The 15,189-nt window shown below is 67.9% G+C and carries 13 protein-coding genes, 1 other RNA gene and 1 pseudogene; 13 read left to right on the top strand and 2 right to left on the bottom strand.

The annotated features are described in order from the left end of the window. Positions 1–39 precede the first annotated feature (39 nt). An RNA gene (gene rnpB, locus VN11_RS21675) (RNase P RNA component class A) lies at positions 40–391 on the top strand. Between the two features lie 123 nt (positions 392–514). Here rnpB and VN11_RS03210 read toward each other — a convergent pair. Then, positions 515–994 (bottom strand): DM13 domain-containing protein, encoded by a 480-nt coding sequence (locus VN11_RS03210; protein WP_053448795.1) that lies wholly within the window; start codon positions 992–994, stop codon positions 515–517. A gap of 101 nt (positions 995–1,095) precedes the next feature. Next, positions 1,096–1,848, bottom strand: coding sequence for an NRDE family protein (locus VN11_RS03215; protein ID WP_053448796.1), 753 nt, complete (start codon positions 1,846–1,848; stop codon positions 1,096–1,098). Positions 1,849–2,171: 323 nt separating this feature from the next. On the opposite strand from VN11_RS03215, the gene mraZ reads away from it, so the two are divergent. The 12 genes and pseudogenes from mraZ to VN11_RS03275 form a co-directional block, all read left to right on the top strand. Then, positions 2,172–2,618, top strand: coding sequence for a division/cell wall cluster transcriptional repressor MraZ (mraZ, locus tag VN11_RS03220; protein ID WP_004143635.1), 447 nt, complete (start codon positions 2,172–2,174; stop codon positions 2,616–2,618). Between the two features lie 14 nt (positions 2,619–2,632). Beyond that, positions 2,633–3,601, top strand: coding sequence for a 16S rRNA (cytosine(1402)-N(4))-methyltransferase RsmH (rsmH, locus tag VN11_RS03225; RefSeq protein WP_004154215.1), 969 nt, complete (start codon positions 2,633–2,635; stop codon positions 3,599–3,601). Beyond that, complete coding sequence (ftsL, locus tag VN11_RS03230) at positions 3,598–3,861, top strand: cell division protein FtsL (RefSeq protein WP_005412242.1); 264 nt, start codon at positions 3,598–3,600, stop codon at positions 3,859–3,861. Before rsmH ends, ftsL begins: the two co-directional genes overlap by 4 nt. After that, positions 3,858–5,702, top strand: coding sequence for a peptidoglycan D,D-transpeptidase FtsI family protein (locus VN11_RS03235; protein ID WP_004154216.1), 1,845 nt, complete (start codon positions 3,858–3,860; stop codon positions 5,700–5,702). The genes ftsL and VN11_RS03235 overlap by 4 nt, the downstream gene beginning before the upstream one ends. After that, a complete protein-coding gene (locus tag VN11_RS03240) occupies positions 5,699–7,207 on the top strand; it encodes a UDP-N-acetylmuramoyl-L-alanyl-D-glutamate--2,6-diaminopimelate ligase (RefSeq protein ID WP_053448797.1) in 1,509 nt (502 codons plus the stop codon). Before VN11_RS03235 ends, VN11_RS03240 begins: the two co-directional genes overlap by 4 nt. Beyond that, positions 7,204–8,598, top strand: a complete 1,395-nt coding sequence (locus VN11_RS03245) for a UDP-N-acetylmuramoyl-tripeptide--D-alanyl-D-alanine ligase (protein ID WP_053448798.1) — start codon at positions 7,204–7,206, stop codon at positions 8,596–8,598. Before VN11_RS03240 ends, VN11_RS03245 begins: the two co-directional genes overlap by 4 nt. Continuing rightward, the gene (gene mraY, locus VN11_RS03250) at positions 8,588–9,673 is read left to right on the top strand and encodes a phospho-N-acetylmuramoyl-pentapeptide-transferase (RefSeq protein ID WP_004154219.1); all 1,086 of its coding nucleotides are present in this window, start codon (positions 8,588–8,590) and stop codon (positions 9,671–9,673) included. Before VN11_RS03245 ends, mraY begins: the two co-directional genes overlap by 11 nt. A gap of 1 nt (position 9,674) precedes the next feature. Beyond that, positions 9,675–10,994 (top strand): putative lipid II flippase FtsW, encoded by a 1,320-nt coding sequence (gene ftsW, locus VN11_RS03255; protein ID WP_053448799.1) that lies wholly within the window; start codon positions 9,675–9,677, stop codon positions 10,992–10,994. Then, positions 10,991–12,079 carry an undecaprenyldiphospho-muramoylpentapeptide beta-N-acetylglucosaminyltransferase gene (gene murG / locus VN11_RS03260; RefSeq protein ID WP_053448800.1) on the top strand — a complete coding sequence of 363 codons (1,089 nt, stop codon included), beginning with the start codon at positions 10,991–10,993 and terminating at the stop codon, positions 12,077–12,079. The genes ftsW and murG overlap by 4 nt, the downstream gene beginning before the upstream one ends. 40 nt (positions 12,080–12,119) lie before the next feature. Continuing rightward, positions 12,120–13,556, top strand: coding sequence for a UDP-N-acetylmuramate--L-alanine ligase (gene murC / locus VN11_RS03265; protein WP_053448801.1), 1,437 nt, complete (start codon positions 12,120–12,122; stop codon positions 13,554–13,556). Continuing rightward, positions 13,553–14,515 (top strand): D-alanine--D-alanine ligase, encoded by a 963-nt coding sequence (locus VN11_RS03270; protein ID WP_053448802.1) that lies wholly within the window; start codon positions 13,553–13,555, stop codon positions 14,513–14,515. The genes murC and VN11_RS03270 overlap by 4 nt, the downstream gene beginning before the upstream one ends. Next, positions 14,512–15,189: pseudogene (locus VN11_RS03275) on the top strand (cell division protein FtsQ/DivIB); the annotation flags it as partial. The gene VN11_RS03270 and the pseudogene VN11_RS03275, both read left to right, overlap by 4 nt.

The following is a 15,189-nucleotide window of genomic DNA, read 5'->3' on the forward strand; positions in this document are numbered from 1 at the left end:
CGGCAGGAAGAGCGTGTGTGCGCTAGAATGCGCGCTGGCGGAGCCGGCCAGACAGTCGCGTCATCCCTTCGGGGGTGCCGAGGAAAGTCCGGGCTCCATAGGGCAAGGTGCCAGGTAACGCCTGGGCGGCGAAAGCCGACGGAAAGTGCAACAGAAAGATACCGCCTACGTCTTCTTCGGAAGGCCGGCAAGGGTGAAATGGTGCGGTAAGAGCGCACCGCGAGTCTGGCAACAGACCGGCACGGCAAACCCCACCTGGAGCAAGACCAAATAGGGATCCTTTGGCGCGGCCCGCGTTGGATCCGGGTAGGTTGCTTGAGCGTTGCGGTGACGTAACGCCTAGAGGAATGACTGTCCACGACAGAACCCGGCTTATCGGCCGGCTCCGCCTCCTTCTTCTATATGCATGAACCGCGCATCGGTAGTGCCGGCCGCTGGCCGGCAACCTCCTCACCAGCAGACGCATCGTGCTGTTGCCGGCCAGCGGCCGGCACTACCGGGATGATGTCCGGCCTCAGCCCGGCGTGCGGTACTGCCCGGCGGAAATGAACTGCGAGAAGCGCTCGCACCACACCACGACCGTGGTGTAGTCGTCCACGTTGACGTCATCAGGTACATCGACCAGGAAACGGTTGAAGGTCTTCACCTCGCCGATGCGCCGGGACTGTGCCTTGACCTTCAGGAAGTCGGCCTTGTTGTCGACGAATCCGTGTACCAGGTAGACCTTGTAGTCCGGCCCCGGCCCCATCTTTCCGTCGAAGGCTACCTGGGTGGCGCTGACGCTGACCTTGCCTTCGGCCCAGTGCACCGCATCGCTGCCCTTGAGGTCGCGCCGGAAGGTGGTGTGGTAGGCGGCCTTGCCCATGGCGTCCTGCACCAGCGCGGCAGGCGGATCATCGGGGGCGATCAGGATCGGCAGCAGGTAGACGCCCAGGCCAAAGCCGAGGCCGAGGGTGAGCAGGTGGGTGGCAGCAAGAACAAGAACACGACGCATCGAAGACTCCCTGTGGATCGGTCGGGTGTGCGGCAGGACCGCGCCCAGTCATCGTGTGGCGTGCAGGCAGACATTTATAGACACAGAAAACAGGTACAGGGTCAGAAGTCGGCGCGACTCTGGCCGAGTGCGACGCCCTGCGGGCCGAAACGGCGCTCGTGGATCTCGCCGTGGCCGTCGGCATCGATCAACAGCACGGTGCTGGCGCGGGTGCCGTAGTCGTCGCCGCGGATGAAGGCCGGGCTCAGCCAGCGTTCGCGTTCCAGGCCGATGCCGGTATCGGGCAGCTCGTCGTCGGTGGGGCGGTGTTCGTCGGCCAGCGCGGTCCACAGCGGGGCCAGTTCGCCATCGCCGGACTGCAGCCAGGCCGACAGGGCCGCCATCAGCCGCCGCGTCTTGGGCCAGGGGGCATCCAGCGCGCCGTTGGACATGCCGTGTACGCCGGGGCCGAGGGTCTGCCGCTCGGCCGGGTGGTTGCCCAGGTACTCCAGGCTGTCGCCATCGGCTAGCAACAGGTTGAACGGGGCATAGGCCCCGGCAATGGTCGCTAATCGGTCGATGTGCACGGCGGCCGGGTCGCGGCCGCGCAGGAAGTCGGCCACCAGCGCGCCGCGCGACGGGCCGGTCTGGGCGGCCAGGGGATCGCGGACATTGGTGACCACCGCCATCCGGCCCGCGGCACCCACCCCGGCCCAGCCGCCACCGGAGCGCAGGTCGCGTCCGCCGATGACGGAGGTCTCATCTTGCCAGGGGGCCAGCGCCGCCGTCGGGCGGGCGTGGAACTCATCACGGTTGCCGGTCATCACCAGCCGCCAGCGCGGGTGGTGCATCCAGCCAAGAGCGAGCAGGCACATGGCGTCATTGTGCACGGTTTGCGCAGTCCGGCGCCGTTTTTGGCCCACTCTGGATGAATGCGCGGCCGATGTTTCACGCCCTGTCCACACCCCTGAACTTCCGTTCAATCTCAAAAATTGAGACGGATCAGCAACTTGTGGATAAGCCTTGAACAATTCTCTAAAGGTTGTTGCAAGCCATTGATGCGGCTGGCGATTTCCCTGCTGAAAAGTTGTTGACAACCCTCGGCCCGCTGCTAAGGTGGGCATCAGAGGGAAATCCGGGTGTTTTGTGGGTTTTCGTGGTTCAATGTTTCACCGGGCGAAGGATAGGTGCACGCGTCGTGTTCCAGGGCGAGACGGCCATCACAGTTGACGATAAAGGGCGCATGGCGGTTCCCACCGCTTACCGCGACCTCGTCGCGCGCGCCAGCAACAACCGTCTCGTACTGACCTACAACCCGTTCGAAGCCGGCTGCCTGTGGTTGTACGCAGAGTCGGAATGGGAGCGGGTCCGCGACGATGTGATGTCCAAGCCCAACACCCAGCGCGTCGTGCGCCTGTTGCAGCAGAAGCTGGTCGGCTCGGCCGCCCATCTGGAGCTGGACGGCAACGGTCGCATCAGCATCCCCGCCAGCCACCGCGGTGCGGTGGGCATTGAGAAGAAGGCGGTATTGCTCGGTATGGGCGACAAGTTCGAATTGTGGAGCGAGCAGGCGCATCGGGCCTTGATCCAGCAGACGTTGTCTGACGAGGATCTGGGTGATGGGTTGCTCGACCTGAAGTTGTGAGCCGGGGTGCCCGGATGCGCCCAGAAGCGCAGACCGGTCACCTTCCGGTGTCGCAGTCGCCGGCGGTGCACCTGCCGGTCCTGTACACCCAGGTCCTTGAAGGCCTGAGGGTGATCGAAAACGGACGTTATCTGGATGGCACGTTCGGTCGTGGCGGTCATGCACGTGGCGTGCTCACCCAGTTGGGTCCCGAGGGGCGCCTGCTGGTCATGGACAAGGATCCGGAAGCCATCGCCGTAGCCGAGCGCGATTTCGCGCCGGACCCGCGCGTGTCCATCTTCCGTGGCAGCTTCGCCCAGCTGCTGCAGTGGGATGCGACGGCCGACGGCCTGGACGGCGTGCTGTTCGACCTGGGCGTGTCGTCGCCGCAGCTGGACGTGGCCGAGCGTGGTTTCAGCTTCGGCAAGGACGGCCCGCTGGACATGCGCATGGACCCGGACAGCGGCGAAAGCGCCGCGCAGTGGATCAACCGCGTCGAAGACCGCGAGATCGCCGATGTGCTGTGGACCTACGGCGAAGAGCGCCAGAGCCGCCGCATCGCGCGTGCCATCGTGGCCCGCCGCGAGAAGCAGCCGTTCACCCGCACCGCCGAACTGGCCGAGCTGATCGCCTCGGTGATGCCACGTGGAAAGGACAAGATCCACCCGGCCACGCGCAGCTTCCAGGCCATCCGCATCCACATCAATCGCGAGCTGGCCGATCTGGAAGCCGGCCTCGATGCGGCGGTGGAACGGCTCAAGCCCGGCGGCCGCCTGGCGATCATCAGCTTCCATTCGCTGGAAGACCGCATCGTCAAGCAGTACATGAACCGACTGGCCAAGGCGCCGCCGGCCAACCGCCGCCTGCCCGAGGCGGAGGTGTTCGTGCCCACCCTGGATCTGATCGGCGGCGCCATCAAGGCCACCGACGAAGAGCTGGCGGCCAACCCGCGTGCCCGCAGCGCCGTGCTGCGCGTGGCCCAGAAGCGGGAGGCCGATGCATGAGCCGGCTGCTGCTGATCATCCTGTTGGCCTCGACCGTGGCCTCGGCGATCGGCGTCGTGTTCGTGCGTCACCGTCATCGGCAGACGTTCATCGAGCTGTCGCGCGCCGAGCGCAAGCGCGATGACATCAACCTGGAGTTCGGCCGCCTGCAGCTGGAACAGGCCACCCTGGCCGAAGCCAATCGTGTCGATCGCATCGCCCGCGAAAAGCTGGGCATGAAGTTCCCCGAGGCCGCCGACATCGTGGTGGTGCGGCCATGAGCAAGACCGGCCGCAACCGCCCGCGCAACGCCTTCAACCTGCGCCAGCGCCTGCGCTGGGTCGCGCTGGCGCTGGGCCTGTGCTCGGTGTCGCTGGTTGGCCGTGCTGCCTATGTGCAGATCATCAACAGCGACTTCTACCAGCGCCAGGGCGAGGCCCGTTACCTGCGCGAGCTGCCGATCAAGACCTCGCGCGGCATGATCACCGACCGCAACGGCGAGCCGCTGGCGGTGTCCACGCCGGTTGCCTCGATCTGGGTCAACCCGCAGGACCTGCTGCGTTCGCCCGAGCGCATCCCGGAGCTGGCCCAGGCGGTCGGCATGTCGGTGGATGAGTTGAGCAGCCGCCTGTCGCAGAAGTCGGACAAGGAATTCATGTACCTGCGCCGCCGGATCAATCCGGACGAGGCAGAGAAAGTGGTCGCGCTGAAGATTCCGGGCGTGGCCGCGCAGCGCGAGTTCCGCCGCTTCTACCCGCAGGGTGAGGCGATGGCGCACGTGCTGGGCTTCACCAACATTGACGACCGCGGCCAGGAAGGCCTGGAGCTGGCGTTCGACGAATGGCTGCGCGGCAAGGCCGGCGCCAAGCGGGTGATCCGCAACCGCAAGGGCGAGACCGTCGAGAGCGATCTGCTGCGCGCCGCCGAACCGGGCAAGGACCTGACCCTCAGCATCGACCGCCGCATCCAGTACCTGGCCTTCAAGGAGCTGCGCAACGCGCTGGTGGCCAACAAGGCGGCCGGCGGTTCGATGGTGATCATGGACGTGACCACCGGCGAGATCCTGGCCATGGTCAACCTGCCGACCTACAACCCGAATTCGCTGACCGGCGCGCTGCCCGATGCGCGCCGCAACCGTGCGGTGACCGATCTGGTCGAGCCGGGTTCGACGATGAAGCCGCTGACCATCGCCACCGCGCTGCAGGCCGGTGCGGTGACCAAGGACACCATCATCGACACCAACCCGGGTTACATGACCCTGGGCCGCTTCACCATCCGCGACGTGCCGCGCAACAACGGCGTGCTGAACGTGACCGGCGTGATCACCCGCAGTTCGAACGTGGGTGCGGCCAAGGTCGCGGCGAAGATGCCGGACCAGGTGTTCTACGACGGCGTGCGCCGCTTCGGTTACGGCTCGGTGCCGCATAGCGGTTTCCCGGGTGAATCCGGCGGCGTGGTGCTGCGCCCGGCGCGCTGGTCGGGCACCACCAAGACCACCATGTCCTACGGCTACGGCCTGAACGTCACCCCGCTGCAGATCGCCACGGCCTACTCGGCGCTGGCCAACGGCGGTCGGCTGATCGCGCCGACCTTCGTCAAGGGCCAGCGCAACGAAGGCCAGCAGATCATCGACGAGAACGTCGCCAAGCAGGTGGTGGCGATGATGGAAACGGTGGTGACCCAGGGCGGCGCCAAGCAGGCGGCGGTGCTGGGCTACCGCGTGGCCGGCAAGACCGGTACCGCACGCAAGGCCGGCCCCGGTGGTTACGAGCGCGGCCACTACAACGCGCTGTTCGCCGGCGTGGTGCCGGCCACCAACCCGCGTTTCGCCACCGTCATCGTCATCAACGACCCGCAGGCCGGCAAGTTCTACGGCGGCCTGGTGTCGGCGCCGGTCTATCACAACGTGATGGAAGGCACCCTGCGCCTGATGGACGTGCCGCTGGATGACCTGCAGTCGTGGTTGGCCGCGCAGCAGTCCGGCAAGGTCGGCCATTCGGCTTCGATCCTGCCTGCGCCGCCGGCCGAAGCCGCACTGCCGGTGGATGCCGCCGCTGAATTCGATGCTGCGCTACCGAGCGCGCATGCCCAGACGCCGCCCGCTACGGGAGGCACGCAATGAGTCCTTCGATGTTGCTTTCGCAGTTGCTTCCGGACGTGGCCCTGGCGGGCCATGACCCCGTTCTGACCGGCCTGGTGCTGGACAGCCGCGCCGTACGCCCCGGTAATGCCTTCGTTGCCATCGCCGGGTTCGGCGCGCATGGCCTGGGCTTTGTCGAGCAGGCCCGCGCGGCCGGTGCCAGCGCCATCCTGTTCGAACCGCCGGCGCCTGCCGAGCTGCCGGCACCGGCCGATGCGATCGCGGTGCCGGGCCTGCGCGCGCGCATGGGCGCGATGGCCGACCAGTTCCATGGCGCGCCGTCGCGGGCGATGGCGATGGTCGGCGTGACCGGCACCAACGGCAAGACCTCCACCGTGCAGCTGCTGGCCCAGGCCTGGCACCTGCTCGGAACGCCCAGTGGCAGTATCGGCACGCTGGGTGCCGGACTTTATGGTGCGGTCGAACCGACCGGCTTCACCACGCCGCTGGTGCTGCAGATGCATGCGCTGCTGGCGCAGCTGCGCGATGCCGGTGCACGTGCGGTGGCGATGGAAGTCAGCTCGCATGCGCTGGACCAGGGCCGCGTGGATGCCGTGCACTATGACGTGGCGGTGTTCACCAACCTCACCCGCGACCATCTGGACTACCACGGCGACATGGCCAGCTACGGCGCGGCCAAGGCGCGGCTGTTCCATCGCCCGGGCCTGAAGGCCGCCGTGGTCAACCTGGATGATGCATTCGGTCGCCAGCTGTTCGCTGGCCTGCCGGCGGGCGTGCAGCCGATCGGCCTGAGCTCGCGCGGTGCCACCGACGCCAGCGTGCGCGCCGAAGCGCTGCAGCTGGACGGCCGTGGCATCGCCTTCGAACTGGTCATCGACGGCAAGCGTGCCGCCGTGCAGTCGCCGCTGCTGGGCCGCTTCAACGTGGACAACCTGCTGGCCGTGGCCGGCACCCTGCATGCGCAGGGCCAGCCGCTGCCACGCATCGCCGAAGTGCTGTCGGCACTGCAGCCGATCCGTGGCCGCATGAACCGCCTCGGCGGCGAAGACGGCCTGCCGACCGTGGTGGTCGATTACGCGCACACGCCGGACGCACTGGAACAGGCGCTGGACAGCCTGCACGGCCACCTGCATGGCGCGCTGTTCTGCGTGTTCGGCTGCGGTGGCGAGCGCGATACCGGCAAGCGCCCGCAGATGGCCGCCATTGCCGAGCGCCTGGCCAACCAGGTCATCGTCACCGACGACAACCCGCGTGGCGAGGACGGCGACGTGATCGTGGCCGACATCCTGGCCGGCTTCCAGAATGCCGATGCCGTGACCGTGCAGCGCAGCCGCGCGCGTGCGATCGGCCTGGCGGTGAAGCGTGCCGGTGCCGGCGACATCATCCTGATCGCCGGCAAGGGCCACGAGCCGTACCAGGAGGTCAATGGCGTTCGTCATGACTTCGACGACACCGAAGTGGCTGCCGCTGCGTTGGCTGCCAAGGCCGGCGTGTTGGCCGCTCAGGCCGGGGAGGGCATCGCATGAAGCGCACCCTGCTTTCGCTGATCGCACACTGGGCCGGCGGCGAGATCCACGGCGACGACGTGGCCATCGATGCGGTCAGCAACGACACCCGCAGCCTCGGCCCGGGCAGCCTGTACGTGGCGCTGCGCGGCGAGCGTTTCGACGGTCATGACTTCGCCACCGACGCGCAGGCGCGCGGCGCCAGTGCCCTGCTGGTCGAGCGGCTGCTGCCGATCGAGCTGCCGCAGGTGCTGGTGGCCGACAGCGAGCTGGCGCTGGCGAAGATCGCCACCGGCATGCAGCGCGACCGCGAGACCGAGGTGTTCGCGATTACCGGCAGCAATGGCAAGACCAGCGTGAAGAGCCTGCTGCTGTCGATCCTGCAGCAGGTGGCGCAGCACGCGCATAAAGTGGTCTACGCCAACCCGGGCAACCGCAACAACGAGATCGGCCTGCCACTGGCGGTGATCGATGCGCCGGAAGATGCCGACTACGCCGTCTACGAGATGGGCGCCGGCAAGCCGGGCGACATCGCCTACCTGACCGATATCGCCCGCCCGCGCTACGCGCTGGTCAACAACATCGCACCGGCCCATCTGGAAAGGATGGGCAGCCTGCTCGGCGTAGCCGTCACCAAGGGCGCGATCTACGCGGCGCTGCCGGCCGATGGCGTGGCGGTGATCAACGTCGACGATGCCTACGGCCGCTGGTTCGAACAGCATTTCATCGGCACGCCGGCGCGCTGCCGCGTGCTGCGCTACGGCCTGGAGCACACCGCCGACATCACCGCGCGCGACATCCGCGCCGGTGCCCAGGGAAGCCAGTTCACCCTGGTCTCGCCGATGGGCGAAGCCCGCGTGGTGCTGGGCCTGCCGGGCCGCCACAACGTCAGCAACGCGCTGGCCGCGGCCAGCCTGGCGCTGGCTGCCGGTGTCGACCTGGCGCTGATCGCGGCAGGACTGGCCGAGGCGCAGCCGGTGCCGGGCCGCCAGATCGCCCATCAGCTGCGCAACGGCGCGGTGCTGGTGGATGACAGCTACAACGCCAACCCCGGTTCACTGGCCGCCGCCATCGATGCCCTGGCCGCTGCCCCGGAAGAGGGCTGGCTGGTGCTGGGCGACATGCGCGAGCTGGGCCCGGATGCCGAGACGCTGCATGCGCAGGCCGGCCTGCGCGCACGTGCCTCCGGCCTCAAGCGCCTGTACGCGCTGGGTCCGCTCAGCGCCGCTGCTGCCGCCGCCTTCGGCGACGGTGGCCGTCATTTCACTACCCATGATGCGCTGTCGCAGGCGCTGAAGGACGAGCTGCACGCCGGCGTGCGCTGCCTGGTCAAGGGTTCCCGTGGCAGCGCCATGGACACGATTGTCAAAGCGCTGCTGGCGCAAGGAGAGGAATCCCCGCATGTTGTATGAACTGGCTCGATGGTTGCAGCAGTTGGAGAGCCTGTTCGGGCTGTTCAACTACCAGACGTTCCGCGCCATCCTTGCCGCGCTGACGGCCCTGTTCCTGTCGCTGTGGCTCGGCCCGGCGATGATCCGCAAGCTTGCCCAGTTCAAGGGCGGCCAGCCGATCCGCAAGGACGGCCCGCAGACCCATTTCTCCAAGGCCGGTACGCCGACCATGGGCGGTTCGCTGATCCTGCTCACCATCACCCTGTCGGTGCTGATGTGGGCCGACCTGCGCAACCGCTACGTGTGGCTGGTGCTGGCGGTGATGCTGTGCTTCGGTGCCATCGGCTGGTATGACGACTGGATCAAGATCGTCCGTCGCGACCCGAACGGCCTGAAGTCGCGCTGGAAGTACCTGCTGCAGTCGATCTTCGGCCTGGCTGCGGGCCTGTTCCTGTTCTATACGGCCGACGTGCCGGCCGCGCTGACCTTCTACATCCCGATGTTCAAGTCGGTGGCGCTGCCGCTGGCCGGCATCGGCTTCGTGGCCATCGCCTACTTCTGGATCGTCGGCTTCTCCAACGCGGTGAACCTGACCGACGGCCTGGACGGCCTGGCGATCATGCCGACCGTGCTGGTGGCCTGCGCACTGGGTGTGTTCGCCTATGCCTCGGGCAACGTGGTGTTCGCCAACTACCTGCAGATCCCGCAGATTCCGGGGGCCGGCGAGCTGGTCATCATCTGCGCGGCCATCGCGGGCGCGGGCCTGGGCTTCCTGTGGTTCAACACCTATCCGGCCATGGTCTTCATGGGCGACATCGGCGCGCTGGCGCTGGGCGCGGTGCTGGGCACGATCGCAGTGATCACCCGCCAGGAACTGGTGCTGGTGATCATGGGCGGCGTGTTCGTGATCGAAACGCTGTCGGTGATGATCCAGGTCGCTTCGTTCAAGCTGACCGGCAAGCGCGTGTTCCGCATGGCGCCGATCCACCACCATTTCGAACTGAAGGGCTGGCCCGAGCCGCGCGTGATCGTGCGCTTCTGGATCATCTCCGTCGTGCTCGTGCTGATCGGCCTGGCCACGTTGAAGGTGCGCTGAGATGAACGACCTGTCCCGCCAGGCAACACGCCTTGAAGCCATCGAAGGCAGCTACGACAAGTGGCTGCTGGGCGCGATCATCGCGCTCACCGGTGTGGGCGTGGTGATGGTGGCGTCCAGCTCGATCGCCTTGATGAGCAGCCCGTTCTACTACCTCAACCGCCACCTGATCTTCCTGGCGGTCGGCATCGTGCTGGCGGTGATTGCCGCGCGCACCGAGCTGAAGTCGATCGAGCAGTACAACCAGATGCTGCTGCTGGGCTGCTTCGTGCTGCTGCTGGCAGTGTTCACGCCGGGCCTGGGCAGCACGGTCAACGGCGCGCGCCGCTGGATCAACCTGGGCATCTCCAAGTTCCAGACGGTCGAGGCGGTGAAGGTGCTGTACATCGTCTGGCTGTCCAGCTACCTGGTGCGCTTCCGCGACGAGGTCAACGCGACCTGGCCGGCGATGCTCAAGCCGCTGGGCGTGGCCGGTGCGCTGGTGGTGCTGCTGTTGCTGCAGCCGGACTTCGGTTCCTCGACCCTGCTGCTGGCGATCACCGCCGGCATGCTGGTGCTGGGCGGGGTCAACATGCCGCGCATGTCGATGCCGGTGATCATCGGCCTGGTCGGCATGAGCGCGCTGGCGATCATCGAGCCGTACCGCATGCGCCGCATCACCTCCTTCCTGGACCCGTGGGCCGACCAGCAGGGTGACGGCTACCAGCTGTCCAACGCGCTGATGGCGGTCGGCCGCGGCGAGTGGACCGGCGTCGGCCTGGGCAATTCGGTGCAGAAGCTGTACTACCTGCCCGAAGCGCACACCGACTTCATCTTCTCGGTCACCGCCGAGGAATTCGGCTTCCTGGGCACCTGCGTGATCGTGGCCCTGTATGCGCTGCTGGTCGGCCGCACCTTCTGGCTGGGCATGCGCTGCGTGGAAATGAAGCGCCACTTCTCCGGCTACATCGCCTTCGGCATCGGCCTGTGGATCAGCATGCAGACCTTCGTCTCGATCGGCGTGAACCTGGGCATCCTGCCGACCAAGGGCCTGACCCTGCCGCTGATTTCCTCCGGCGGTTCGTCGGTGCTGATGACCTGCGTGGCGATGGGCCTGCTGCTGCGCGTGTCCTATGAACTCAAGCGCGCCGAGCGCCGCCAGGCCGTGCGTATCGGTGGCGGCGACGACGCGGCTGCCGAGCCGCAGGATGAACCGGTCGCGCCGGCAGCAGCCCATGTGCCGATGAGCGCAGAGCCGGTGGCCGCAGCGACGGCGAACGCTGCGCGTGGCACCAGCCGCCTGCAGTCGCGCGTCGAACCGACCTTCGGGAGGCTGTCATGAGCGCAGCCCACGACACTGCACGTCCGGTGATGATCCTGGCCGGTGGTACCGGTGGCCACATCTTCCCCGGCCTGGCCGTGGCCCGCGTGCTGCGCGAGCGTGGCGTGCCGGTCACCTGGATGGGCGCCGACGGTGCGATGGAAACCCGCCTGGTGCCGCAGCACGACATCGCCATCGACACGCTGGCGATCACCGGCCTGCGTGGCAAGGGCAAGCTGGCCCTGCTGGCGGCGCCATGGCGGCTGATGCGCGCGCTGCGCGCGGCCGGCATGATCATCCGCAAGCGCCAGCCGCGTGCGGTGGTGGCCTTCGGTGGCTTCGCCTCCGGCCCGGGTGGCATGGCCACGCGCCTGCACGGCCTGCCGCTGATCGTGCATGAGCAGAACCGCGCACCGGGCCTGACCAACCGCATCCTGTCGCGCTATGCGCGCCGCCTGCTGACCGGCTTCCCGGGCACCTTCGCCCAGCGCGAGGAATTCGTCGGCAACCCGGTGCGTGCGGAAATCGCCGCCATCGCGCCGCCGGAACAGCGCTTCGCCGACCGCCACGGCCCGCTGCGCGTGCTGGTGGTCGGTGGCAGCCAGGGCGCACGTGCACTCAACACCGGTGTGCCGCAGGCGATTGCCGCGCTGGGCGCGGACCTGCCGGTGCAGGTGCGCCACCAGAGTGGCGAGAAGATGCATGCCGAAGCAATCGAGGCGTATGCCAAGGCCGGCGTGCAGGCTGAAATCACCCCGTTCATCGCCGACATGGCCGACGCGTTCGCCTGGGCCGATCTGGTCGTGTGCCGCGCCGGCGCGTCGACCCTGGCCGAGCTGTGCGCGGTCGGTGTCGGCAGCGTGCTGGTGCCATTCCCCGCCGCCGTCGACGATCACCAGACCCGCAATGCGGAGTACCTGGTCGAGCGCGGCGCGGCGGTTTTGCTGAAGCAGGACGGAACGCTGGCCGACGGCATTGCCGCACTGCTGCGTGATCTGTCCGAAAATCCCGCCCGCCGCATGCAGATGGCGCAAGCCGCGCGTGCCCTGGCCAAGGTCGATGCCGCCGAGCGCATCGCCGATATCATTCTTGAGGAAGCTGTATGAAGAAGGCATGCCACCGCGCCTGCCCTGCGCGAGGCCGCGCATGATCCGTCGCCTGCACGACACCAACGACCTGGTGCGCGCCTTCCCGCGCGTGCATTTCGTCGGCATCGGCGGCACCGGCATGAGCGGTATCGCCGAAGTGATGCTGACGCTGGGCTACGAAGTCTCCGGCTCGGACAATGCCGACAACGGCGCGACCCGCCGCCTGGCCGGCCTGGGTGCGCGCATCATGCGCGGCCACTCGGCGGCCAATGTGCTGGGCACCGACTGCGTGGTGGTGTCCAGCGCCATCCGCGAGGACAACCCGGAACTGATGGAAGCGCGCAGCCAGCGCATTCCGATCATGCCGCGTGCGGCGATGCTGGCCGAACTGATGCGCTTCCGCCGCGGCATCGCCGTGGCCGGCACGCACGGCAAGACCACCACCACCAGCCTGACCGCTGCGGTGCTGAGCGAAGGTGGCCTGGACCCGACCTTCGTGATCGGTGGCCAGCTGCTGGCCGCCGGTGCCAACGCCAAGCTGGGTGGTGGCCAGTGGCTGGTGGCCGAGGCCGACGAAAGCGATGGCAGCTTCCTGCGCCTGAACCCGCTGATGTCGATCATCACCAACATTGATGCCGATCATCTGGAGAACTACGGCAACGACTTCGCCCGCGTGCAGGCGGCGTTCGCCGAGTTCCTGCAGCGCCTGCCGTTCTACGGCCTGGCGGTGCTGTGCATCGATGACCCGGAAGTGGCCGCACTGGCCGCCAAGACCCCGCGCCACGTGATGAGCTACGGCATGAGCCCGCAGGCCGACGTGCGTGCCGAGAACGTGGTGCAGGAAGGGTCGCGCATGCGCTTCACCCTGCGCCTGCCGCAGGGCACCAGCCAGGAAGTGGTGCTGGCGCTGCCGGGCAAGCACAACGTGCTGAACGCACTGGCCGCCGCGGCAGTGGGCTGGCAGCTGGGCGTGGCGCCGGACGCCATCGCACGCGCGCTGGAAGCATTCGCCGGTGTCGGCCGTCGCTTCAACGATCTGGGCGAAGTGACCACCGCCAGCGGTGCCAAGGTGCGCATCATCGACGACTACGGCCATCACCCGAGCGAGCTGGAAGCGGTGTTCGCCGCCGCCCGCGGTGGCTGGGCCGACAAGCGCCTGGTGGTGGCCTTCCAGCCGCACCGTTACAGCCGTACCCGCGACCAGTTCGACAAGTTCGCCGCGGTGCTGTCCAGCGTCGATGCGCTGGTGCTGAGCGAGGTCTACCCGGCCGGCGAAGAGCCGATTGCCGGCGCCGATTCGCATGCGCTGGCGCGCGCCATCCGTGCGCGCGGCCGCAGCGAGCCGGTGGTGGTGGGCAAGGCGGCCGAACTGGCCAGCGTGCTGCCGGACGTACTGCAGGACGGTGACCTGCTGCTGATGATGGGGGCCGGCGACATCGGCGCCGTGGCCAGCCACATCGCCGTGGAAGGGTTCAAGGCGGAGGGCGAGGCGTGAGCACGCTGACCTTCCCGCCGCTGCGCGTGACCGACCCGGCCGTGTTCGGCCGCGTCGCCGTGCTGCTCGGTGGCAGTTCCAGCGAACGCGAGGTGTCGCTGGACTCCGGCCGCAACGTGCTTGAAGCGCTGCAGGCGCGCGGCATCGATGCGTTCGCCGTGGACGGCATCCCGGCGCTGGCCAAGGTGCTGGCCGCCGGCGGTGTCGACCGCGTGTTCAACATCCTGCACGGCCACAACGGTGGCGGTGAGGATGGCATCGTGCAGGGCCTCATGGACGCCTTCGGCGTGCCGTACACCGGCTCGAACGTGCTGGGTTCGGCGCTGAGCATGGACAAGATCCGCACCAAGCAGGTGTGGCTGTCGCTGGGCCTGCCGACCCCGCAGTACCGCAAGGTCACGGCCGAGGACGTGCATGCCAATGCCGCCGAACTGGGCCTGCCGGTGGTGGTGAAGCCGGCCAATGAAGGCTCCAGCGTGGGCATCAGCCGGGTCACCGACGACGCCGGCCTGGACGAGGCGGTGGCCTTGGCCGCGCGCTACGACGGCCAGCTGCTGATGGAGCAGATGGTGGTCGGCGACGAGCTGACCGTGGCCATCCTCGGCGACGTGGCGCTGCCGTCGATCCGCATCGTGCCCAAGGGCCAGTGGTACGACTACAACGCCAAGTACATCGCCGAAGACACCCAGTACCTGTGCCCGGGCCTGGACGGTGCTGACGAAGACGAGATCCGCCGCATCGCGCTGGCCGCGTTCCGTGCCGCCGGCTGCCGCGGCTGGGGCCGCGTGGACGTGATGCGCGACCGCGCCAGCGGCCGCTTCTTCCTGCTGGAAGTGAACACCGCACCGGGCATGACCAGCCACTCGCTGGTGCCGAAGGCGGCCGCACAGGCCGGCATCGGTTTCGAGGAACTGGTGTGGCGCGTGCTGGAGCAGACCCTGGAGGCCCCGCACGCATGAACGCGGTGCTGCGCATCTTCGTCTGGCTGTTGGCGCTGTCGGTGGTTGCACTGCCGGTGGTGGCCGTGGTCAATGGCTGGGTCGGCGCCGAGCGCTGGCCGCTGGCGAAGCTGCGCGTGCACGGTGAGTTCAAGCGGGTGCCGGCCGAACAGCTGCAGCAGGTGCTGCTGCCGTATGCGCATGCCGGTTTCTTCGCGGTCAAGCTGCAGGACGCGCAGGACGCCCTGGAAAAACTGCCGTGGGTGGAAAGCGCGCAGGTGCGCAAGCAGTGGCCGGACGTGCTGGAAGTGACCCTGGTCGAGCACAAGCCGTTCGCGCGCTGGGGCAACGACCGCCTGGTCTCCGAGCAGGGCAAGTTGTTCCCCACGCCGAAGAAGCTGGCCGACCTGGCGCTGCCCGAACTGGACGGCCCGGACAGCCAGACCGAAGAAGTGATGAAGCTGTACAGCGACTCGCGTGCATTGTTCGCACCGGCCGGCGTCGATGTGCGCCGGGTGACGATGGATGCGCGTGGCAGCTGGTCGCTGGTGCTGAGCAACGGCACCGAAGTGGTGGTCGGCCGTGACGACGCGCGCTCGCGCATGCAGCGCTTCGTCAAGGTGCTGCCGCAGCTCAACCGCCAGGACGCGCCGATCGAGCGCGCCGACCTCCGTTACACCAATGGTTTCACGCTG

The organism is Stenotrophomonas maltophilia (assembly GCF_001274595.1).
In the GTDB taxonomy this organism is placed as follows: Bacteria; Pseudomonadota; Gammaproteobacteria; order Xanthomonadales; family Xanthomonadaceae; genus Stenotrophomonas; species Stenotrophomonas forensis.